The organism is Arthrobacter sp. R-11, from assembly GCF_049913155.1.
Taxonomy (GTDB): domain Bacteria; phylum Actinomycetota; class Actinomycetes; order Actinomycetales; family Micrococcaceae; genus Arthrobacter.
The window spans coordinates 3,903,394-3,925,064 of the sequence record NZ_CP183979.1; the positions used below are offsets into that span (position 1 = coordinate 3,903,394).

At 66.0% G+C, this 21,671-nt stretch carries 22 protein-coding genes; 15 read left to right on the plus strand and 7 right to left on the minus strand.

Features of this window, described 5'->3' with window-relative positions; translation table 11 throughout:
* Window positions 1–155: 155 nt before the first annotated feature.
* Together ACN9M4_RS17780 and ACN9M4_RS17785 are read right to left on the minus strand one after the other, a co-directional pair.
* Window positions 156–1,538 (minus strand): APC family permease, encoded by a 1,383-nt coding sequence (locus ACN9M4_RS17780; protein WP_426300228.1) that lies wholly within the window; start codon window positions 1,536–1,538, stop codon window positions 156–158.
* A 107-nt stretch (window positions 1,539–1,645) separates the two neighbouring features.
* Entirely contained in the window at window positions 1,646–3,298 is a 1,653-nt protein-coding gene (locus tag ACN9M4_RS17785) for an amidohydrolase (protein WP_426300230.1), read from the minus strand.
* Between the two features lie 88 nt (window positions 3,299–3,386).
* On the opposite strand from ACN9M4_RS17785, the gene ACN9M4_RS17790 reads away from it, so the two are divergent.
* The 5 genes from ACN9M4_RS17790 (at window position 3,387) to ACN9M4_RS17810 (ending at window position 7,100) form a co-directional block, all read left to right on the plus strand.
* The gene (locus ACN9M4_RS17790; RefSeq protein WP_426300232.1) at window positions 3,387–4,040 is read left to right on the plus strand and encodes a TetR/AcrR family transcriptional regulator; all 654 of its coding nucleotides are present in this window, start codon (window positions 3,387–3,389) and stop codon (window positions 4,038–4,040) included.
* Window positions 4,041–4,097: 57 nt separating this feature from the next.
* The gene (locus ACN9M4_RS17795; protein WP_426300234.1) at window positions 4,098–4,913 is read left to right on the plus strand and encodes a class I SAM-dependent methyltransferase; all 816 of its coding nucleotides are present in this window, start codon (window positions 4,098–4,100) and stop codon (window positions 4,911–4,913) included.
* Between the two features lie 133 nt (window positions 4,914–5,046).
* Window positions 5,047–5,406 (plus strand): YciI family protein, encoded by a 360-nt coding sequence (locus tag ACN9M4_RS17800; protein WP_426300236.1) that lies wholly within the window; start codon window positions 5,047–5,049, stop codon window positions 5,404–5,406.
* Window positions 5,407–5,409: 3 nt separating this feature from the next.
* Complete coding sequence (locus ACN9M4_RS17805) at window positions 5,410–6,648, plus strand: RNA polymerase sigma factor (protein ID WP_426300238.1); 1,239 nt, start codon at window positions 5,410–5,412, stop codon at window positions 6,646–6,648.
* Window positions 6,649–6,671: 23 nt separating this feature from the next.
* Window positions 6,672–7,100: a hypothetical protein gene (locus tag ACN9M4_RS17810; protein WP_426300240.1), complete on the plus strand. Its 429-nt coding sequence runs from the start codon at window positions 6,672–6,674 to the stop codon at window positions 7,098–7,100.
* A gap of 123 nt (window positions 7,101–7,223) precedes the next feature.
* On the opposite strand, the gene ACN9M4_RS17815 is transcribed toward ACN9M4_RS17810, so the two are convergent.
* The 3 genes from ACN9M4_RS17815 to ACN9M4_RS17825 form a co-directional block, all read right to left on the minus strand.
* The gene (locus ACN9M4_RS17815) at window positions 7,224–7,952 is read right to left on the minus strand and encodes a hypothetical protein (protein ID WP_426300242.1); all 729 of its coding nucleotides are present in this window, start codon (window positions 7,950–7,952) and stop codon (window positions 7,224–7,226) included.
* Window positions 7,953–8,032: 80 nt separating this feature from the next.
* Window positions 8,033–8,389 (minus strand): hypothetical protein, encoded by a 357-nt coding sequence (locus tag ACN9M4_RS17820; protein WP_426300244.1) that lies wholly within the window; start codon window positions 8,387–8,389, stop codon window positions 8,033–8,035.
* Window positions 8,386–8,598: a hypothetical protein gene (locus tag ACN9M4_RS17825; protein ID WP_426300246.1), complete on the minus strand. Its 213-nt coding sequence runs from the start codon at window positions 8,596–8,598 to the stop codon at window positions 8,386–8,388. The genes ACN9M4_RS17820 and ACN9M4_RS17825 overlap by 4 nt, the downstream gene beginning before the upstream one ends.
* 1,019 nt (window positions 8,599–9,617) lie before the next feature.
* Here ACN9M4_RS17825 and ACN9M4_RS17830 point away from each other — a divergent pair.
* Together ACN9M4_RS17830 and ACN9M4_RS17835 are read left to right on the plus strand one after the other, a co-directional pair.
* Window positions 9,618–10,895 (plus strand): tetratricopeptide repeat protein, encoded by a 1,278-nt coding sequence (locus ACN9M4_RS17830; RefSeq protein ID WP_426300248.1) that lies wholly within the window; start codon window positions 9,618–9,620, stop codon window positions 10,893–10,895.
* 1 nt (window position 10,896) lies between these two features.
* Window positions 10,897–12,285: a tetratricopeptide repeat protein gene (locus ACN9M4_RS17835; protein WP_426300250.1), complete on the plus strand. Its 1,389-nt coding sequence runs from the start codon at window positions 10,897–10,899 to the stop codon at window positions 12,283–12,285.
* Between the two features lie 8 nt (window positions 12,286–12,293).
* On the opposite strand, the gene ACN9M4_RS17840 is transcribed toward ACN9M4_RS17835, so the two are convergent.
* Entirely contained in the window at window positions 12,294–12,890 is a 597-nt protein-coding gene (locus tag ACN9M4_RS17840; protein ID WP_426300252.1) for a transposase, read from the minus strand.
* Window positions 12,891–12,931: 41 nt separating this feature from the next.
* Between ACN9M4_RS17840 and ACN9M4_RS17845 the strand changes: the two genes are divergently transcribed.
* The 8 genes from ACN9M4_RS17845 (at window position 12,932) to ACN9M4_RS17880 (ending at window position 21,115) form a co-directional block, all read left to right on the plus strand.
* Window positions 12,932–13,129: a type II toxin-antitoxin system Phd/YefM family antitoxin gene (locus ACN9M4_RS17845; protein ID WP_426300254.1), complete on the plus strand. Its 198-nt coding sequence runs from the start codon at window positions 12,932–12,934 to the stop codon at window positions 13,127–13,129.
* 288 nt (window positions 13,130–13,417) lie between these two features.
* Complete coding sequence (locus ACN9M4_RS17850; RefSeq protein WP_426300256.1) at window positions 13,418–14,041, plus strand: LysE family transporter; 624 nt, start codon at window positions 13,418–13,420, stop codon at window positions 14,039–14,041.
* A gap of 50 nt (window positions 14,042–14,091) precedes the next feature.
* On the plus strand, window positions 14,092–15,225 hold the full coding sequence (locus ACN9M4_RS17855; RefSeq protein ID WP_426300258.1) for an MFS transporter: 1,134 nt from the start codon (window positions 14,092–14,094) through the stop codon (window positions 15,223–15,225).
* A 52-nt stretch (window positions 15,226–15,277) separates the two neighbouring features.
* On the plus strand, window positions 15,278–16,201 hold the full coding sequence (locus ACN9M4_RS17860) for an ATP-binding cassette domain-containing protein (protein ID WP_426300260.1): 924 nt from the start codon (window positions 15,278–15,280) through the stop codon (window positions 16,199–16,201).
* Window positions 16,198–17,865, plus strand: coding sequence for an ABC transporter permease (locus ACN9M4_RS17865; protein WP_426300262.1), 1,668 nt, complete (start codon window positions 16,198–16,200; stop codon window positions 17,863–17,865). Before ACN9M4_RS17860 ends, ACN9M4_RS17865 begins: the two co-directional genes overlap by 4 nt.
* Before the next feature lie 96 nt (window positions 17,866–17,961).
* The gene (locus ACN9M4_RS17870) at window positions 17,962–18,510 is read left to right on the plus strand and encodes a low molecular weight protein-tyrosine-phosphatase (protein WP_426300264.1); all 549 of its coding nucleotides are present in this window, start codon (window positions 17,962–17,964) and stop codon (window positions 18,508–18,510) included.
* Complete coding sequence (pabB, locus tag ACN9M4_RS17875) at window positions 18,507–20,573, plus strand: aminodeoxychorismate synthase component I (RefSeq protein ID WP_426300266.1); 2,067 nt, start codon at window positions 18,507–18,509, stop codon at window positions 20,571–20,573. The genes ACN9M4_RS17870 and pabB overlap by 4 nt, the downstream gene beginning before the upstream one ends.
* Before the next feature lie 68 nt (window positions 20,574–20,641).
* Complete coding sequence (locus ACN9M4_RS17880) at window positions 20,642–21,115, plus strand: hypothetical protein (protein WP_426300268.1); 474 nt, start codon at window positions 20,642–20,644, stop codon at window positions 21,113–21,115.
* A gap of 70 nt (window positions 21,116–21,185) precedes the next feature.
* On the opposite strand, the gene ACN9M4_RS17885 is transcribed toward ACN9M4_RS17880, so the two are convergent.
* Complete coding sequence (locus tag ACN9M4_RS17885; protein ID WP_426300270.1) at window positions 21,186–21,632, minus strand: hypothetical protein; 447 nt, start codon at window positions 21,630–21,632, stop codon at window positions 21,186–21,188.
* Between the last annotated feature and the right edge of the window lie 39 nt (window positions 21,633–21,671).

Consider the following 21,671-nt stretch of genomic DNA (forward strand, 5'->3'; position numbering starts at 1 on the left):
CGGCTCGGCGGGCGGAAACTAGGGCTCTTCGGTGCGGAGCCATCCTGAGGGATCGGGGGATCCGGCCCAAAACCCGAAACTGACTCGCAGTTGTTGTCGTTATGAGCGCTCAAAACGACAACAACTGCGAGTCAGTTGGGAGCGCGCCCGGAAAACTACCCGAACGTCAGCTTCGGCGGCGCCTGGCGGAAGCCCTTGGTGCGGAAGGCCAGGAAGATAATGCCGACCGCCATCCACCACAGGCCCACGATGAACGACGTCGGAGCCAGGGACGTCCACAGCCAGATGGTCAGGGCGAAGCCGACCAAAGGCAGCAGCAGGTACTTCACTACAGCCGCGGCGCCGCGGAGCTTGCTGTCCCAGAAGAAGTGCTTGATGACCGAGAGGTTCACCATGGAGAAGGCGAACAGCGCGCCGAAGCTGATCATGGTGGCGGCCATTTCCAGGCTGAGCACGAGGGCCAGCAGGGACACGGCCGACACCGAAACTGCTGCCAGCACGGGTGTGCCGAACCGTGGGTGGAGCTTGCCGAAGGCGCGGGGCAGCAGGCCGTCGCGGCCCATGGCGTAGATGATGCGGCTGACGCTGACCTGGCTGGTCATGGCGGAGCCGATGCAGCCGGCCACGAACACGGCTATGAAGATGGCACTCAGGACGGGACCGCCCACCTTTTCCACGAGTTCGATGCCCGCGGTGTCCAGGGCCACGAAGCTGTGCCAGTCGGGGAAGACCATGCCTCCCACCCAGGCGACCACGATGAAGATGACACCACCCAGGACCGTGGTGATGACGATGGCGCGCGGGATGTTCCGCTGCGCGTCACGGGCGTCTTCGGAAAGGGTGGAGACGGCGTCGAAACCCAGGAAGGACAGGGCCAGCACGGCCGCGCCGGCGAAGATCGGGCTCGCTCCGTCGGAGCCGAACTCGAAGGGGGCCAGTACGGACGGCGCCGGGTTCCCGACGAGGTAGGAGATGGACAGCGCCACGAACACCACGATGATGGCCACGGCCATGGCCACGATGACGCCGCTGGACTTGCCCACGAACTTCACTCCCATGGCGATGAACGCCAGGACGACGACGATGCTCACCAGGGCGAAGACCCAGGCCGGGATGGCCGGGAACGCCGAGTTCATGTACAGGCCCACCAACAGGAAGTTGATCATCGGCAGGAACAGGTAGTCCAGCATGAGCGTCCAGCCGGTGACGAAGCCGAGATGGCCGCCGAAGGTCTTCTGGGCGTAGGAGTAGGCGCTGCCCGCGGCCGGGATCACCCGCGAGAGGTGGGCGTAGCTGAGGGCAGTAAAGATCATGGTCACCAGGGCCACCACGTAGGCGGCGGCCAGGTGCCCGTCCGTGATCTCAGTGACGGTGCCGAAGGTGGTGAAGACGGTCACGGGGGCCATGTAGCTCAGGCCGAACATGACAAGGGCGGCCAGGCCCAGGACCCGGCGCAGTTGGGGTGCTTTGGATGCGGAAGCGCCTGGCGCGGAAGCTGCGGCTACCGGGGCAGCCTTGCTGTTGGGGTTCGCGGACATTGGAAACTTTCGGGTGGAGGGCTCGCGCCCATGGAGGGGCTCGCGCCCATGTTGGGGAGGGACGGGTTGGGGAGGGACGGGTTGGGACGGGCTGGTTCGGGGTGCGTCTAGCGCACTGACTGGGGCAGTTTCTGGAACGTCGGGCGCCCGGCAAGCCAGGTGCCGAGGACCTCGACGCCGGCAATCCGTTCAGCGGGAACCGCCGCCGGATCTTCGGCCAGCAGCACCAGGTCGGCGCTCATTCCCGGGCGGAGAGTCCCCCACGTCCGCTCGGCAAAGGCCTGGTGGGCCACCCCGGCGGTGTACGCCGAAAGGGCGGTCTCGACGTCGACCCTTTCGTTGGGCAGCCAGCCGCCCTCGGGGAGGTGGTCGGGCGTCTGGCGGGTCACCGCCGTCGCGAGTCCCGGCACGGGGTGGTGTCCGGTGACTGGCCAGTCGCTGCCGAAGGAGATGGCGACGCCGGCGGCTGCGAGGGAGGCGATGGGGTACTGCAGTGCGGCGCGGGGTTCGCCGAGCCGCGGGATGGTGAGCAGGTTCATGACGTCGTCGGAGCAAGCCCAGAGCGGTTCGAAGTTCGCCACCACACCGAGCTCGGCGAAGCGGGGAATGTCCGCGGGGTCGATCACCTGGAGGTGGGCGATCACGGGGCGGCGGTCGCGCGGGCCGTTGCGGCGCTGGACTTCCTCGAGGCCGTCGAGGGCCATGCGCACGGCGCCGTCGCCGATCGCGTGCAGGTGCAGCTGGAAACCGAGCGCATCGAAGGCGGCAAGTGCGTCGTGCAGGTCAGCGGCATCCCAGTTCGGCAGGCCGCTCTCCCCCGGGGCGTCGGCGTAGGGCGCCAGCATGCAGGCAGTGTGGCTTTCGATGATGCCGTCGATGAAGAACTTGATGGTGTTCGCAGTAAGCAGCGGGTTGTCCAGCAGCCGGACCGTGCCGCGGGCGGCGTCGAAGGCTGCGGGCTGGTGGTGCCAGCCGGCGGGGTCGGCGCGGAAGGCGAGGTTGAGCCGGGTGGCCAGGCGCCCGCCAGCGGCCGCGGCCTCGTAGGCGGGCAGGTCATCCAGCTCCACCCAGGCATCCTGCACCCAGGTGACTCCCGCCGCGGCGTAGCGTTCGGTGGCCGAGGACAGCGCGTCAACCCGCTGCTGCAGGGAGAATCCGGGGGCAACGCGCGCCACGAGGTCGATCGCACCGGGTTCCAGGAGGGTCCCGAGCGGGGTGCCGTCCGGGCGGCGGGCGATCCGGCCGAGCGCCGGTTCCGGGGTGTCGCGGTCGATGCCGGCAGCCTTCAGGGCCGCGCTGTTGACCCACACGGTGTGGTAGTCCCAGGCGCGCAGCAGCACCGGGCGGTCGGCGACGGCGGCGTCCAGCCATTCGGCGTCGAACATCCCGCCGGGGGCGATTGTCGCGTCGTAGCTTGCCCCGACGATCCACTCAGCCTCCGGGTGGGCGTCCGCCCATTCCCGCACGGATGCGGCGATCTCCTCGACGGAACCGCAGCTGCGGATCTGCGGACCGAGGTCTTCCAGCCCGCCGTAGAGCGGGTGGGCGTGGCCGTCGGCGAACGACGGCGACAGGTACCCGCCTGCCAGGTCCACCGTTTCGTCGGCCTCGCCGAGCAGCGCCAGGGCGTCCCCGCCCACCGCGGCGATGACGCCGTCGCGCACGGCGAGCGCGGTGGCGCGGCTGGGGCGTCCGTCCGAGGGGGCTGCGTTCCCGGGGCGTGCAGCGACGGTACCGCCGTGGAAGATGGTCAAGCTCATGCGGGCTCCAATTAAATTTAACGGGATTAAATTTCTTGAACCAAGGCTAGAGTGTGATTGAGGCAACAAGCAAGGGGCAAAGGAAAAAATGTCGGAAACGCTGGAACGCCGGGCCGGCAGGCCCGCCAAGAACGTCCTGAGCCGGGAGCTCATCCTGGCCACGGCCATCACCGTCCTGAACCGGACCGGGCCGGAGGACTTCACCATGGCGGCACTCGCCAAGGAACTCGGCGTCAAGACCCCCGCCCTCTACCACCACGTGGGCGGCAAGAACGACATCCTGGCCGGCATGCGACAGTTCGTCACGGCCGGCATCGACTACGGGGTGTTCAAGACCCTGCCCTGGGCTGAGGCCACCATCGCCTGGGCCCGTTCCTACCGCGCCGCCTTCGCCGCCCACCCGTACGCGATCTCGCTCCTCGCCACGGTGCCGGTCACCGGCGCGCACCCCACCCTGGTGATGTACGAGGAAGTGTCCCAGGGTTTCAGGGCCGCAGGATGGCCGGAGGAGAAAATCGTCAGCGCCATGGTGGCCTTGGAGAACTTCATCCTCGGTTCAGCGCTGGATGCGGTGGCCCCGCCGGACATGATGGAACCCGGCGATTTCGCCGGCGAGGTGCCCGGTTACGCACACGCGCTGCGTGCCGGGGAAGGCGTGGATTCAACACTGTCCCGCGCGGACCAGGCCTTCGAACTGGGCCTCGCCGCGCTGGTGGCCGGCCTGGCCCTGCACAAGGCATAGGACCGCGAAACGCCCGGATTCCGCTCGCCCGGGGCCATGCGGGAGTAGCGTTTCCCTATGAGTGAGCAAAAGCCGGACGACGTCTACACACACGGCCACCACGAGTCCGTTGTACGGGCCCATGCGTCCCGGACAGCGGAGAACTCCGCGGCCTTCGTCATACCCCATCTCACCTCCGGAACCTCGGTGCTCGACGTCGGCTGCGGGCCGGGCAGCATCACCTGCGACTTCGCGGAGCTGGTCGCCCCTGCCCAGGTGATCGGTCTGGACCGTTCGGCCGATGTGGTGGAGCACGCGGCATCGCTGGCGGCCGAACGAGGCGTGGACAACGTCGAGTTCCGCACCGGCAACATCTACGACCTTGAGTTCGGGGACGAGACCTTCGATTTCGTGCACGCCCACCAGGTGCTGCAGCATCTGACCGACCCCGTGGCCGCGCTGCGCGAGATGCGCCGGGTAGCCAAACCGGGGGCGATCGTGGCGGTGCGTGACGCCGATTTCCACGGCATGAGCTGGTACCCGGAGGTCCCCGAACTGGACGACTGGATGGATCTGTACCAGAAGATCGCCCGCCGCAACGGGGCAGAGCCCGACGCCGGCCGGCGCCTGGTCTCCTGGACCCAGCAGGCAGGATTCACCGAAGTGGCGCCCAGCAGTAGCAACTGGCTCTACGCCACGGCGCAGCAGCGGCGCTGGCAGGCGCGGGTATGGAGCGAACGCGTGCTGCACTCGGCCTTTGCCGAGCAGGCCCTCGAGTACGGATTCGCCCAGGAAGCCGAGCTGGCCAGGATCGCCGCCGGCTGGCACCGCTGGGGCTCCACGGACGACGGCTGGTTCCTGATTCCCAACGGCGAGGTGATCGCACGCGCGTAGGCCCGGCGTCGGGCGGAAGATCGTCCCGAAAGTTTTTCGCGAACCGTCCCGCACGCATGTAGAAATCCGGCAGGCAGTTCCGACCCATCAGTGAGAGCACCCAATCCGGGGGCTCCTTCCCAAGGAGTTCGAGATGAAGTACATGATCATGATGTTCGGTTCCGCCGAAGGAATGATGGCCACCGCGGATCCGGAATGGGTCAAGGAAATGATCGGCTACATGGTCCAGATCGACAAGGACCTGAGCGAATCCGGAGAGCTCGTCTTCAACGCCGGCTTGGCGGACGGTTCCACGGCGAAACTGGTCAAGCAAACGCCAGACGGCGTGATCACCACCGACGGCCCCTACGCCGAGGCCAAGGAATCCCTGATCGGTTACTGGGTAGTGGACGTGGCCAGCGAAGAGCGGGCCATCGAGATCTGCTCCGGGATCGTGAAGTATTCGCAGGTGGTGGAGTTGCGCGCCATTCCGGACGGCCCTCCGGAGGTCTAGCTTTTGGCCGTTGCCCCTCGGGATCCCGCGCTTGAGGACCTGCTGCGCACGCTGGCGCCGCAGGTCCTCGGCGTGCTGGTGCGCCGGCACGGGCAGTTCGCCGAGTGCGAGGACGCCGTGCAGGAGGCCCTGCTGGAGGCCGCGCTGGCATGGCGATCCGGGAGCATCCCGGACAATCCAAGGGCGTGGTTGTTGACGGTCGCCGGCCGGCGGCTGGTGGACCAATGGCGCAGCGAGGCCGCGCGCCGCTCCCGCGAAGAGCGTGCCGCAGCGTTGGAACCCACTCCGCCCGGGGAGCCGGCCAGCAGCCCGCCGCAGGACGCCGATGACACCCTGACCCTCCTGTTCCTCTGCTGCCACCCGGCCCTCTCCGCACCATCCCAGCTGGCACTGACGCTGAGGGCGGTCGGCGGGCTCACGACGGCGGAGATTGCCAGCGCCTTCCTGGTGCCGGAGGCCACCATGGGGCAGCGGATCAGCCGGGCAAAGCAGGGCATCAAGAAGGCGGGCGCCCGGTTCGCCCTGCCGGATCCCGGCGAGCGCAAGGTGAGGCTCGCCGTCGTGCTCCATGTCCTGTACCTGATCTTCAACGAAGGCTATGCCGCGAGCTCCGGGCCGTCCATGCAGCGCGAAGAACTCACGGCGGAGGCAATCCGCCTGGCACGGCTGCTGCGGTCGGTGCTGCCGGACGAGCCGGAAACCGGCGGGCTGCTGGCCCTCATGCTGCTGACGGATTCCCGGCGCCGGGCCAGGACCCTGCCGGACGGGATGCCGGTCCCGCTTGCCGAACAGGACCGCGGCCTGTGGGACCGGGAGCAGATCAGGGAAGGCCTGGCGCTGCTGGACTCGGTGCTTGGCACGGGCGGCGCGGGACCGTATCGGCTGCAGGCCGCGATCGCGGCGGTCCATGCCGAGGCGGCCGTTGCGGAAGACACCGATTGGCCGCAGATCCTCGCCCTGTACACGGTGCTCGAGGCCGTGGCACCAAGCCCTGTCGTGACACTGAACCGCGCAGTCGCCGTCGCCATGGTGAACGGCCCGGAGGCCGGCCTGGCACTGTTGGCCGGACTGGATGGCGAACTTGCGCAAACGCACAGGCTCGACGCCGTCCGGGGGCACCTGCTCGAAATGACCGGCGACCGTGCCGCGGCCCAGGCCTGCTTCATAGCCGCAGCAAAGAAGACCGGGAGCCTCCAGGAACGGAACTATCTGTCGTGGAAGGCGGCCGGTTCCGGGCCCTGAGCCACCCGAATAGCCTCGATACCATGAGCTACTACTACAGCGATGAACCGCCGCCGTATTTCACCCGGGAGCCTTACTGTACTTACGCTGCCGTTGGCGAACGGCAGGACGGGGACCACGCCGCCGTCAGGGCCGAGGACCATCGGAACGATCAGCCGGCACCTGACCTCGACGGCCCCACCGCCGAGGACCAGATCTGGCTTGCCCAGCAGGACGCCGATCGGGAAGACCTGGTGGCATCGGAGTCCTGGGATAGCGCCGACCGCCGCGAAGCCTTCGCACAGACCCTCCGGGGCAAAGGCGATGCTGCCTCACGCGAAGCGCGGATGCTGGCCGTTGTCAGCCAGGCAACCCATCCCAGCGCCGCCGTGAAGTCGGCACCGAAGAACGCTCCGAAGGCCCGCAAGACCAAGCCCCAGCCCGGGCACACACTCACGAAGGGAAGCCGCTGATGCGACTGGACGTAGTCAAAGACCCCACACTGGACGCCTACTTGATCAGACGGGATGCCCGGGTCGAGGGCTTGTCCGTTCGTGCGTTGGCGTCCCGTCATGCGAAAAACGAGGCAAGGGGTGTCATTTTCTCTGTGACCGACCATCGAGTGCAGCGGCTGCTTCACGACCAAAGACTGGATTATCGCGGAGGGACTGAACTATTTCCCGGCCCCGGTTGCCTCCTACGCGAAGTAGGGGCCGAATGAAATGGATCCGGGACTCGCCTCGCGGAGCCTGCAGCAGCTCCTCCAGGTCGTCGGCCTGATCAGGAGTCGCCGCCGCAGATAGCACTACGGCCAATCCTTCCTCCTCACCTGGCCCAGATGCCTTTAGATAGAGCGCTTTCACCCGTTCCCACATCTGAACTGCCGGCTTGACTGCAAGAGCTCGTCCTAAGCTCTCCATCACACGGTCGGGATAGCCACCACGTTCGAGGTGATCCAGCAGCACAGGGAGTGCTGCTGGATAGGGCTCTGATGTGTTGACTAGATCCCAGACCGACGAGACTTCGATGCCCGCCCGGGCCAGGTCGCCGACGATCGGTTGCTCGGCTTCGCCCAGAAAACGCGCCTTGGCCTCAAAGCCGGCTTCTCGTATTGCGGCGGCCTCTTGGTACTCCTTGTTTTTTGCGAGTTTAGCCATCAATTCCGCTGCGGTGATCTGAGTTCTTCGTCGCGTCATGGTATGTACCTCAAATTGATCGAACCCTTCAATATCGCGTCTTCCAAAGGACCTGACAATCTCGTGTTCGGCCGCACGTACAGGTCGAAGCGGAGTCCACTTGACTACCGATAAGAATCGTTCCGTCACTAGCGCTGTCCGCCATGAAAATGAGACCAAGCGATTGCGAAGTGGATGTTGGCTGCCACGAAACAATATTCAAGGACTAGTCAGGCTCGGTTCACGATCCTTGTCCGGAGATCTGAGACGATGTCGGCCATGGGCCCGAACAGTTCTGGTGTGGACAGCTCAAACAATGCATCGGCCAAGAAGTCTCGGGTCGTCGGATCGAGCAACAGATCTTCGCGGCCCTGTAAGGCTTCGGCCCAAGCCTCCAAGTCCTGCGCAGCGAGAGACTTAGCTTCGAATCTCTTGAGCGCACGGGTGATGTCTTCTAGCACAATTTTCATAAGTTCTGTATCGGACGCCCATCCAAACGCCGACAGACGCTTAAGAGCTTCAGGCACGGGACATCGCAGCTCGACAAGGTCTCGCAACGCCTCTTCTCTGCTTTGATGCGAAGTCATTGAGACAGCTTGTCCTCTGTGTGAACTATGCTCCCGTCAGGAGCTACGGTGGTCCAAGTGTAGGCAGTGGTATTGAGCTCACGGGCGGCTTCCCGGGCGTCGCGGAGCTGCTGGGCGGCGTGGGCGAGATATTCGGGTTCGTCCGCGATCACGGATTCCAGCTCGGCCATGGCGTCCTCGTCGCCGTCGATTATGTGGACAAGCTCCATTCGTCAACGCTTTCGGTGCTGTTTGGTCGGATTCCCCGCACCACAATGCCAGGTGATCCAATAAGCTCTGCCTATGGCAACCATGTGGTGGAAGTCCTTGCCGGATTTTGAACGGGATCTAAAATCTGCGAATGATGCCCGAGTTGAAGTCATGCGCCAGTGGGCAAGTGACCACGAGGACGCTGCAGACGCCCCCGGCGCAGGGCGAGCACCCAAGGCGAGAAGGCTTTTCAGGCTGATGAGGGTCGCCGCAGACCGGGAACTAGCCAGGCGGCGGCCACTGTGAAAAGTGACGGCATCTGAGCCTGATGCGACGGTCACCGGAAACGCCAAGGGGGTGCAGGGGCCAGTTCTCGTTAATAAGGTCGCTTGAGACCGGCTTCAGTACCGTCCCGACCGAACATTAGTCCTACCCGAGCCAAAGCTTTCAGTGGCGGGTACCACTGGATGGGGTCATCGGTGATCCACTCAATGGTTTCTTCAAGGGTGACGGGCCGGGTGTCGGGACTGACCCGGCTTTTGTTGACTCGAGGTCTTAAGCCGCTGTCAGCGCGATCCGGTTGATTCTTTCATATTCGATGGGCGTGAGTTTTCCCAGCCGTCTTTGCCGTCGCCGGCGGTGGTAGGTCCTTTCGATCCTACCTTTCACTTTAACCGTCAGTTCGTGCAAGGTCCGGCACTGCGGTGCTCCACCCGCGTCAGCGTTGCCGGCGGCCGGCGGAGATGTTCCTATAGACAACCCCAGAAGTAACTTAGTTTCAGTCAAAGCTGAATTAGTGCCGCGTTGCCGCCCAGCGCGTGTTTGTCAACAGAAGGTCGGTCCTGGTCCGGCTGAATACCGCCGAGGACCCAGCCGATCGTGGTAGACGCCCTCACCAACGACTAAGGTACTGCTGTGGCTGCGACTGCGGCTGGCTGAATTTATGACGACGGCGGGTCGCCCTGAGTTCTTGGGAACCGTGGTTCCTTGCGAACCTGTCGGGCAGCCCGCCGTCGTCGCCATGAAAGTTGGGGGAACAATGAACGCAGCTGCCATCGATGGGTTGCTCGCGGCACTTAAGCAGCTACCGGATAACGTTCGCTTGCGTATCAACGTGGCCAAACTCCTGGTCCAGGCAGGACGCCATGCCGAGGCCATCGACCACCTCAACATGGTCTTGGCAATTGATGCGGACAACGCGGAGGCCATAGAGCTCCTCATTGATGCTTCGGGCGCTCTTTCCACGCACGGCCCGGTTGGAGCAGGCAGCCCCGAATCCACCGGCGTCCGACACACACCGGCGGCAAAGGATTTCGACTGGCAGCGGGCTGAGCAGGAACTCGGACATCGCCTTCCGGCGCCATTTATCGAGGGCGACCCCGACGGAGACCTGCAGGCAATCTCCGTCAGCGGCGAAGGTGGGGCCGGGGCTTTGTTCGACATCGACCAGCCCGTTGTGACCTTGGCGGATGTCGGGGGTTTGGAAGACGTCAAGAACCGCCTGAACGAATCATTCCTAGAGCCGATGAGGAATCCCGAGGTGGCCAAGGCGTTCGGTAAATCACTTCGCGGGGGCCTGCTGCTTTATGGGCCTCCAGGCTGTGGCAAGACCTTCATGGCCCGGGCCGTCGCAGGCGAGCTCGGGGCATCGTTCATGACCGCCACCATGACCGACATTTTTGACAAGTACATGGGTGAAACCGAGAAGAACCTGCACGAGATTTTCCAGGCCGCGCGCCGTGCGGCCCCGGCGGTTCTCTTCCTGGACGAGATAGACGCCATAGCCGCCAAGCGATCGACGCTGTCCGGGGGCGCCGCGTGGATGCGCCAAACCGTGAACCAGTTGCTGCTTGAGCTGGATTCGATGGGGGCCCAGAACGACGGCCTTTTTGTCCTCGCGGCCACCAACCATCCCTGGGACATCGACTCAGCACTGCTGCGTCCCGGCCGCCTTGACCGAATGCTGCTGGTGCTGCCGCCGGATCGGCCCGCCCGCGAGGCGATCCTCAAACACCACTTCTCCTCCAGACCGATTGCCGGCATCGACGTGAAGAAGATCGCTGCCCGGACGGAAAACTTCTCCGGCGCAGACCTAGAACACGTAGTCACGTCCGCAGCGGAGAAAGCGATGATGGAGTCCCTCCGGAAGGGCTCGGTCCAAGCAATCTCAATGTCTCACGTCAATGAGGCCCTCAAAGACATCCGGCCTTCAACACAAACATGGCTCCAAACAGCCAGGAACGTCGTGGAATTCGGCAACTCCAACGGATCCTACGACGAGTTGGGCCAGTACTTGCATGCCCGAAAGATGCTCTGACATGGACGGCTTGGAGATGGTGATCGACCGATCCGAGGCCTTCCTCCTTACTGGCAGGCATGAACGAGCCCTAGCCGTGCTGACCCATGCACTTGCCTCCGAACCGGACAACGCTGATTTGCACGGCCAACTTTCGCGCGTCTTCGCCTCGTCCGAGGACTGGAAAGGGGCCTTGGATTCCGCACAGCGCGCTGTGGACCTGGAACCCGATCAACCCTGGTGGTGGCTACGACTGAGCTCCGCGTTCGCCGGCAACAATGATCTGCAGAATGCTGAATCCACCATCCGTTATAGCCTGACCATAGCCGGAGGTGAATGGGCTCCCGGACTCTACCAACTGGGTTGCGTGCTTTACGACCAAGCAGAGCCGGAACAACTAGACCAGGCCGAACAGCTGTTCCGCAAAGTCGTGGAGTTGTCACCCGAGAACGCCGACGTGCGCTACATGTTGGCCAGCACCTTCGCCGCCCGTGAAAAAGGCCTTGACGCAGAGCAGCAGATCGACGCGGGGCTGGCTATCGATCCGTTCCACACCAACCTGCTCCTGATGCGGGCCACCAGCCCTTCCAGGCCCGCCGACGGTCGCGTCAAATCGCTGCTGGGCGTTCTCCACCTCAACCCCGGCGAAGCGCGGGCCCGCGCTTCACTCGAAAGCGAATACTTCCGGATCAGGGTACGTCGCTACACGGCGTGGTGGCTTATGGGTGTTGCTGATGCTGCTCTGTTGCTGTGGATTCCGCAGGCTATCTATGTGCTGTGCGTGATTGCGCTGTGGCTCAGCCTCTTCTTCGTCGCATATGTAAACATCGACGCCAAAAAGGCTCTGCCCAAGGGCTTCTCGCGCCACATGGACCGCAAGTACGCCGTCGCTACGTGGACCGGGTGGTTCTCTATAGCGGTGTCGGTGAGCGTTCCCTTCGTGGTGTTCGCACTTTACGGCGATCACGGCACCGTTGCCGGCACCATCGCTGCTTCCACCTTGTTGGTGGTCTCTTCTGTGGCCTATTCCTTCTATCGTTGGCTGGTGATCCGGGCACGGCACAAATCGTTGTCCCCGGAGCGGGACACCAACGACTTAAGGAACCTGTTGGCGGAGGGGACCGGTGCTGCAACCTACGTCCTGTTCATTGCCGGCGGGCTCGCCAGGCTTGGCTTTAACGCCGCGCAATCGGCGGCGACCGGCGTGCTGTTGCTGACGGCAAGCCTCGGCTCCGTCTGGTGGTGGATTGCTTGGAACTCCGTGATGCCACCGCACAAACTGGCGCGCGCCGTCAACGGCGGCACACGCAAGGCTTGGCAAAGCGCAGCTCTCAGCCTTCTGGTCCTGGGAATGATCGTAGCCGGGATCTTCATCATCGCAACCCACGACTTCATGCTGGTGCCCATCTGACCACGCCGCTAGTTCTTAGCAGCAACAGCTTCGACTATTGGCCGGTTTGCCGACAGGTCGCGTTTGAGGCTGTAGTAGATCTCGCGGGCGATGAAGCGTTTGAGGCAGCGGATGGCCTCCGTTGATGAGTGCCCTTGAGCCCTTTTCCGGTCGCGGTATGCCTGGGATCTTGGGTCGTAGCGCAGGCGGCAGATGGCGATGAGGTAGATGACGCGGTTGGCTTGGCGGTTTCCTCCTCGGTGTAAGCGCATGCGGTGTGATTTTCCGGATGAGACGGGGATTGGTGCGACTCCGCAGAGCCGGGCGAAGGCGGCTTCACTATGGAAGTGCTTGTCTGTCTCGTTGATTTCCGCTGTGAGCTCGTAGATGCGGCGACCGAGGTCCCCGAGGGCGTATTTCACTGCCCGTTCGGGCTCGTGAGGCTTACTCAGGTCCGGCCGCAGGGCGCGGGCTTGAGTGGCTTTTCCTTCGAGACTTTTGGCGGTCAATCTGTTTCTGAGGTGGTCAGGTGCAGTGAGCAGGACGTCGCGCAGCTGGACGCATGCTGCGCTGCGGGCCTTGATTGCAGAGTCTCTGACCAGGTGAAGATTGCGGATAGCTTCCACCGCTCCGGTGGTGTCCGGTTGACCAACTAGACTTGGTCAACATGGGCCAGTACAACGTCCAGGATGCCAAGACTCGCTATTCCGAACTGCTGAACATGGTCGAACACGGAGAAGATGTCGTGATCGCCAAGGCCGGCAGGCCAATTGCACGCCTGGTCAAGATCGATCCCCTCACCAAGCGCCGCCTGGGCTTCGTCAAAGGCCAGCTTCCGGATGATTTCCTCGAACCGATGGGTTAGGAGGACCTGGAACGTTGGAAAGCGCCGATTATCTCCTCGACACCCACGCCTTGATTGGGCGCTCACAGAACCCCGGAAACTCTCGGCAAAAGCCCGCCGGATCATCCAGTCTCTAGACCACCGGCTTGTGGCGTCGGCTGCGTCGGCCTACGAACTCGATCATCGAATCCTTGGTCATCATCACGGCGGACCAAGCGCTCCACGATTTCGGCTTGGTGGAAACCCTCTGGTGACCGTCCACTGATCCCACGGTCCGGCCCGCACCCGGAGCGGGCATAAGCTGGATCAGTGCAGTTCTCCCTTTGGCTGGCCCTTGTCGGCGCCGGTACCCTGATCAGTTTCACTCCCGGCGCGGGCGCCATCTTCACCATGAGCAACTCGCTCAACTCGGGCTTCCGCCGTTCCATCTGGGGCATCCTCGGCCAGCAGCTCGCGCTCGTCATCCACATCCTGATCGTTGCGCTCGGCGTGGGAGTGCTGGTCTCGAACTCGCCCGTGGTCTTCAACGTGATCCGCTACGCCGGCGCCGCGTACCTCGTCTACCTGGGGATCCGGCAGTTCATGCACAAGCCGGACCTGGACAAGGAAAAGGTGGACAACCGCAGGAACGAGCCCGCCCTGTCCATGTTCCAGCGCGGAGTCTGGGTGAACTTGCTCAATCCCAAGGCGATCGTGTTCTTCCTGGCCTTCATGCCGCAGTTCATCCGCCCGGAGCAGCCGCTGTTCCAGCAATACGCGGTGCTCACGGCCACGGTCCTGGCCATCGACATCATGGTGATGTGGTTCTTCTTCGCCCTGGCCGCCAGGTCGTTCCAGCGCTTCACCCACAACGAGCACGGCCAGAAAGTCCTCAACCGGATCTTCGGCACGCTCTTCGTGGCGGTGGGTGTCCTGCTGGCCGCCATCCACTAGGAGCCGGACCACTGAGCACAAAGTCAGCACCTCTGTACGCCGCCGGCTTCGTGACGGCGTTCGGGGCCCACAGCATCGCCGCCGGGATGGGCGCCCAGAGCGAGAACATCGGCCTCACCCTGCTCGGCCTCGGCGTCCTGCTCGCGGCGTACGACATCTCTGAGGTCTTCCTCAAACCCGTCTTCGGCGCGCTGAGCGACAGGATCGGCACCAAGCCCGTGATCGTCGCCGGGCTGCTGGCCTTCGCCGTGCTCTCGCTCCCGGGACTTTGGGGCCGCGACCCGCTCATGCTCGGCATCGCGCGCCTGGGCCAGGGCGCCGCGGCGTCGGCGTTTTCCCCGGCGGCCTCGGCGATGGTGGCCCGGCTTGCCGCGGGCAGGAACGCGGGCAGCCGCTTCGGGAAGTACGGTTCCTGGAAGAGCCTGGGCTACGTCATCGGCCCGATGCTGGGCGCCGGCCTGATCTTCGCAGGCGGCTTCGCCCTGCTCTTCGCTACCCTGTCCGCCCTGGCAATCGCGGCCGCCCTCTGGGTCCTGCTCGGCGTCCCCCACCTCGCGCCGCTCCCCCGCCAGCGCTACACCGTCGTCGACCTCTTCCGGCAGGTCACCGAACGGCGCTTCCTGGTCCCCACGCTGGTCCTCGCGGCCTCGATGGCGGCCATGGGCGCGGCAATCGGATTCCTCCCCGCCTTGGCAACCCGGCACGGCCTTGGCCCCGTTGCGGGTACCGCGACGGTCAGCGTGCTGGCCATCGCATCGTTGCTGACCCAGCCGCAGGTGGGCCGCATGCGGGACCAGGGACGGCTCAGCGACGGCCGGGGCATGGCCAGCGGCCTCCTCCTCACCGCCGCCGGGGTGGCGGTCATTGCCGTCGCGCCCGGCCCGGTGGCCCTGTTTATTTCGGCCGCGGCCATCGGTACCGGCGTCGGCATAGCCACCCCGCTGGGCTTCGCCCACCTCGCGGACACGACTCCGCCCGAACGCATGGGCCGCACCATGGGATCGGCGGAACTGGGCAGGGAACTCGGCGACGCCGGCGGGCCGCTCCTGGTGGGCGGCGTCGCCGCCGCCAGCGCCCTGCCGTTCGGGCTCGGCGCCCTCGCGGTCCTCGTCGCCGCGGCCAGCCTCCCCCGCCTCGGGACGCGCAGGACGGCGGACGGAAAACCCGGCCCCAGCGGAGCTTGAGTTCTCATTGAAGGCCGTTCCGGGGGCTGGGTTCCAGGAGTAGTCTCGGTCCATGGCCGCCGTAATCAGCATCACGGGCCTGCTGAAGAGCTTCGGGCGGTCCATGGCCTTGGACGGCCTGGACCTGGAAGTCAGCGAAGGCGAAGTCCACGGTTTCCTGGGCCCCAACGGCGCAGGAAAGTCCACAACGCTCCGCATCCTCCTGGGGCTGCTCCGTGCCGATGCCGGCACCGTCCGGGTGCTCGACGGCGACCCGTGGCGCGACGTCGTCACCCTCCACCGGCGCATCGCCTACGTTCCGGGGGACGTCAGCCTGTGGCCGGGACTCAGCGGCGGAGAGGCGATCGACCTGCTGGGCAGGCTGCGCGGGGGGCTGGACGATAGCCGCCGGGCGGAACTGCTCGAAACCTTCGAACTGGACCCCACGGTCCGCGGCCATGCCTACTCCAAGGGCAACCGGCAGAAGGTGGCGATCGTCGCGGCCTTGTCTTCCAACGCGGAGCTGCTCATCCTCGACGAACCCACCTCGGGCCTGGACCCGCTCATGGAAGCCTCGTTCCGCCAGGAGATCCGCCGGGAAAAGGCCAAGGGCCGCAGCGTGCTGCTCTCCAGCCACATCCTCGCCGAGGTAGAGTCCCTCGCAGACAGGATCAGCATCATCCGCCGGGGCAAAGTGGTGGAAACCGGCAGCTTGGAACAGATGCGCAGCCACGCCCGCACCAACGTGGCCGCAACGCTCAGCCACGGCACCGCACAGCTCGCCGCAACACCGCGGCTTACGGCGGTGCCCGGCGTCGACAGCCTGCGGCTCGACGGCAGCCGGGTACATTTCAGCGTCGACACCGCCGGCCTCGCAGCAGCGATGAATGTGCTGTCCGGGCTGGGCGTGAGCGCGCTGACGGTCACCCCGCCAAGCCTTGAGGACCTTTTCCTCCAGCACTACGGCGAGCGCGGCGGGCAAGGGCGGCCGCAATGACCGGCCGCCACGCCTTGACCCACCCCACCGGGACTCGAGCAGCCGGAACCGCCAATACTCGATCCCCACTGGCCGGAACCCCGCTGACCGGAACGATGGCGTTGCTGCGGCACGCGGTCCGGCTGGACCGCTGGAAGCTGCTGCCCTGGCTCCTGGTGATCGGGATCTTTCCGACCGTGAGCTATTCGGTGTACGGCTCCTTGTTCTCCACGCCCCTGGAAGCCAAGGCGCTACAGCTCAGCCTGGGCACCAACCCGGCATTCTCGCTGCTCTTCGGCCCGGCCACTGACCTCGGAACGGCGGCGGGCTTCACCGCATGGCGCGTGCAGATGTTCGGGATGTTCTTCGCTGCCCTGATGGCGGTCTTCACTGTCACCCGGCACACCCGGGCGGCGGAAGAATCCGGCAGGGCCGAGCTCCTGGATTCCGGGGTGGTGGGCCGGCACGCCCGCCTGGCCTCCGCCGTCGTGCTGGCCTGGCTGGCCTCCGCCGCGGTGACGGTCCTGGTCGGCCTGGCGTTGATGGTGGCCGGTTCGCCGCCCGCCCCGGCCTTTGCGCTCGGGAGCGCTTTCGGCGGGATGGGGCTGGCGTTCGCCGGGGTCGCTGCCGTCACCGCGCAGCTGGGCTCGAGCGGCCGGACGGCGAACACCCTCGCCGCCACCGTGCTGGGCGTCAGTTACCTGCTCCGTGGCCTCGGCGACACCCTCGACGATTCGCAGTGGCTGCTGTGGACCAGCCCCATGGGCTGGGCGGAGAAGATCCGGCCGGCGTCGGAGAACGAGCTCCGGCCGCTGCTGCTCCTGCTGGCGGCAGCCTTGGCGCTGGCCGTGCTGGCGGCGTGGCTGGAATCGCGGCGGGACTTCGGGATGGGCCTCATTGCTCCCCGCGGCGGGCCCGCCCGGGGACGCCTGGGCACCTGGGGCCTGACGGCGCGGCTGAACCGGGGAGCCTTCCTGACCTGGGCCGTCGTGTTCGTGGCCCTTGGCTCCGTGTACGGGCTGGTGGCCACCACGATGTCCGGGATCTTCCGCGACAATCCCTTCGTGCGGCAGATGATCGCCTTCCGGTTGGCCACTGAGGAACAATTGCTGTTCGCCTTCGTGGAGGTGCTCTTGCTGGTGCTGGCCTTCATCGGCGGTGTCTTCGGCATCCAGGTCATCCTGCGCTTCCACACCGAAGAGGACGAGGGACGGGCCGAATGGCTGCTCTCGGAGCCCATGTCCCGTCTGTCCTATGTGGTTCCGACCATCGTGCTGGCAGCCCTGGGCCCCGCCGTCGGCATGGCCGCAGGTTCGGCGGCGCTGGCCACCTCGGCCCGGCTGGCAGGATCGGAGCTGGACACAGCGAAGGTGGTGTTCCAGGGCGTGGCGGAAGTTCCGGCGCTGTGGCTCGCTGCCGCCGTCGCGCTCTTCCTTGTGGGCCTGGCCCCGCGCGCACGGGCAGGAGCGTGGCTCTTGCTGGTGTACTGGCTGCTGCTGACCATGTTCGGGCCGGTGCTGAAGGCGCCGGACTGGCTGCTCAGTACCAGCCCATTCCATGTGGTCCCCAACGTGATGGAGTCCAGCCCGGACTGGCTGCCTGTGGGGTGGACGCTGCTGCTCTCCGCAGTCCTGCTGGTGGCAGGGCTGGCGGGCTACCGGCGCCGGGACCTGCTCAGCCGCTGAGCGATTACGGTCCGAAATGACTTCCCAGCCGGAAACGTGACAAGCCCGGTAACCCCCAACTAGCCAAAGACCGGCGGCACCGGCAATGCTTGCAATATGTACTCAGCGTCCCGCCCGTATCGCATCATCGCCGTCTGCACCGGCAATATCTGCCGCTCCCCGATGGCGGAACTCATGCTGGCGGAAGCGTTCGACGCCGAGGGGCTGGCCGACGTCGTCGTGGTGGATTCGGCGGGAACCACCTCCTATGAAGTGGGCCGGCCCATCGACCCCCGCGCCGCCCGCAAGCTTTCGGCCCACCGGATCGCCTCGGGCTCCCACGTTGCCCGCGTCTGGCGGCAGGAATGGTTCCAGGAGCGCGAGCTGATCCTTGCCCTGGACGTGGACCACTACGGCTGGCTGCAGCAGGCCGCCCCGCGGCCGGCGGACTTGGCGAAGATCCGGATGCTGCGCAGTTTCGATACCGCCGTGGCCGGCCGCAACACCCTGGAACTTGGCATCGACGATCCCTGGTACGGCGGACACCGCGACTTTGACTCCACCTGGGACCTCATCAACGCCGCCATTCCCGGCATTGTCGGATTCACCCGGGCCGCCATCGCCGGAAAACAGGACGATACCCAGCAGGTACGCTCTATCCCATGACTCCAGCACCCGTGATCATCGCCATCGATGGCCGCTCAGGAGCAGGAAAGACCACGCTGGCCGTGGAACTTGCCGCGCGGCTGCGCCAGCACCACAAGGTGTCGCTCTTCCATCTTGAGGACATCTACCCCGGCTGGAACGGACTCGCCGCGGGCATCGAACGCTACGTCACCACGGTCCTGGCACCGCTGCGCCACGGCGTTGCCGCCGAATGGGTCAGCTGGGACTGGGAGAAGCACTACGACGGCACCGCCCACACCACCCTTCCGGCGGAGATCGTCGTCGTCGAAGGAGTGGGCGCGGCGGCCGAAGCGGCCCGCCCCCTGCTCGATGCCGTGGTCTGGGTGGAGGCCCCCGCCGAGGACCGCCGCCGGCGCGCCCTGGACCGCGACGGCAGCGGCTACGAGCCCTACTGGGACACCTGGGCGGAGCAGGAACAGGAATGGCTCGAGACGGATGACGTCCCCGCCCACGCTGACATCCACGTCCTCAACCAGGCCGACGGGGACGCCCCGGACGACCTGATGCAGGCCCTGAACTACCTCCCTGCGCTTTCTGCGGTCCTCGCGCCGGAGCTCTCCGCACGGCGGGGGCTGCAGCTGCTGTCAGAGCGGATCGACGCCGAGCCCCGGGCCGAAACCCTGTTCCAGGCCCTCTACGGTGCCTCGCGGAACGCGGTGTGGCTGGATTCCTCGAATGCCGCGACGGCGAACGCGGCGCCCGGCCCGGCCGGCGGCCAGGCGGCGCCTTCCGAAGCAGCCGCCCGCAGCCGCTTCAGCATCCTGGCCGACGACGGCGGCACCTTCGGCCAGTCTGTGCTGCACCGCTCCGGCAGCACCCGGGTGACCGCAGGATGCGCAACCGCGGACGTCGCCTCTCCGTTCTTCCGCTGGCTGGACACCGTCTGGGGACGCCGTGCAGTGCGCGCCCCTGAAGGCTACGAGTGCGAATTCACGCTCGGCTGGCTCGGCTACCTGGGCTATGAGCTCAAGCGCGAAACGGGCGGCAGCGACGTTCCGGCGGACACCCCGGACTCCGCGCTCCTGTTCGCCGGCCGAGCCGTGGTGATCGACCACCAGGAGGGTGCCGCATGGCTGCTCGCCCTGGACGCCCCCGACGCCGGAGACTGGCTGGCGCAGGCCCGCTCGGCCGTGCAGGACGCCGCCAAGCCGGAGGCCGCAGTGGTGGCTTCTCGCCCGGCGCCGTTGCCGCCGTCGTTCACCAGCCGGGACAGCCGCGCGGACTACCTCCGCAAGATCAAGGAAGCCCAGCAGGAGATCACCGAAGGCAACAGCTACGAAGTTTGCCTCACCACCACGGTCAGCGCTCCGGACCCCGGGCTCGATCCGTGGCAGGGCTACCTCGCCCTGCGCCGGCGCAACCCGGCGCCGTTCGCCAGCTACCTGCGATTCGGCGGGCTGACCGTTGCCAGCACGTCCCCCGAACGCTTCCTGCGGATTGCCTCCGACGGCGTCATGCGGGCCGAGCCGATCAAGGGCACCCGTGCCCGCGCGAACGATCCCGTGATCGACGAGCACCTCCGGAAGGACCTGGCGGGCTCGCTCAAGGACCGGGCCGAGAACATCATGATCGTGGACCTCCTCCGCAACGACCTGAGCCACTTCGCGGTACCGGGGTCCGTGACGGTGAGCCGGCTCTGCGCGATCGAAAGCTACGCCACGGTGCACCAGATGGTCAGCACCATCGACGCGCAGCTGCGACCCGGCGCGCCCCGGTCCGAAGCGGTGGCCGCGGCCTTCCCGGCTGGCTCCATGACCGGTGCCCCGAAGATCAGCACCATGGACATCCTGGACCGGCTCGAGGACGGCCCGCGCGGTGTGTATTCGGGAGCCATCGGCTACTTTTCGCTCAACGCGGCGAGCGACCTCGCCGTCGTGATCCGTACCCTGGTGGTGAACGACGACGGCGGCGAACGCACCCTCTCGCTCGGCGTCGGCGGCGCCATCACGGCCGATTCCGAACCGGCTGAGGAGTACGAAGAGATCCGCACGAAGGCCTTCGGCGTGTTGTCCGCGCTGGGCACGGAGTTCCCCGAGGACTGACCGGGAGGGGAGAACTCCCCATGCGTATCCGCTGCACGGCCTATCCGATCCCCGTAGGGTTGGGGAGCATGAAGAACCTCCTCGCAACGATCGCCATCGCCGGCGCCGCGTGCCTCACCGCCTGTTCTCCGGGCGGTGCCGGCCCGGCACCAAGCAGCGCGCCGCCAAGCGCCTCGAACAGCGCCGAAGTCTCGAACAGTGCCGACGCTTCCGGACCGTCGGGCGGCACGGAAGGGACGCCGTCGTCCACCACGGCCGGCAGTGTGAAGGAATCCTGCGAACTCTTCAACTCCCTGTACGCCGAGTACGCAGCGACCGGCAAGGACGACGCCGACGGCTTCGACGACATCTACCTGCGCTCGGACGACGCCAAGGAATCCGCCCCCGAGGAAGTGGCCGGGCTGTTCGCTGCCCTGAGCCTGCTGGCCTTGGACCGCTCCCTCGGCGAGGCCCCCTCCCAGGAATCCAAGGACGCCATCCAGGACGCTTTCCTGGCCAGTTCCGGCCCGTGCACCGCCGAAGGCGTCACGCTCAAGATCTGAACTTCCGGATACGACAGAAGCGCCGGGCCCTTTCAAAGAGGCCTGGCGCTTCTGCTATGTCTGCAGGCACTCAGCCGAGGCTGATCGCGCCAACGATCTCTTTCAGGCGGTCCGCGCGGGGTTCCCTTTCGGCGTCGACCACCGGCCACACCACCAGGACGCCGATGAACCGCCCGTTCTCAAAGACGCCGACGGCGGAGGCCACCTTCGCGGTGCCGTCCGGATCCTGGAAGCCCACCATGACGGCGTAGGAGTCCTTGCCGGGCAGGTCCAGGGTGCCTTCGGCGAGCTTGGTCCCGCCGCGTTCCTCCAGGTAGTAGGCGGACATGAGGTGCGCCCAGCCGGTGGCCTGGGGCGCATCCTTGACGGCGTTGTCGTCCTTGATGACGGTCACCAGCACGCCGCCCAGAAGTCCGTACTGTTCTGTGTTGGGGCCGGCGGTGGACTCGGGCAAGGCCTGGGTGAATTCGGGGAAGTCTGCGGTGAACCCCAGCGGGGACTCAATGTGCACTGTCATTCGATTTGCTCCTTCGGGGTGGGGACTCGTAATGGCTTG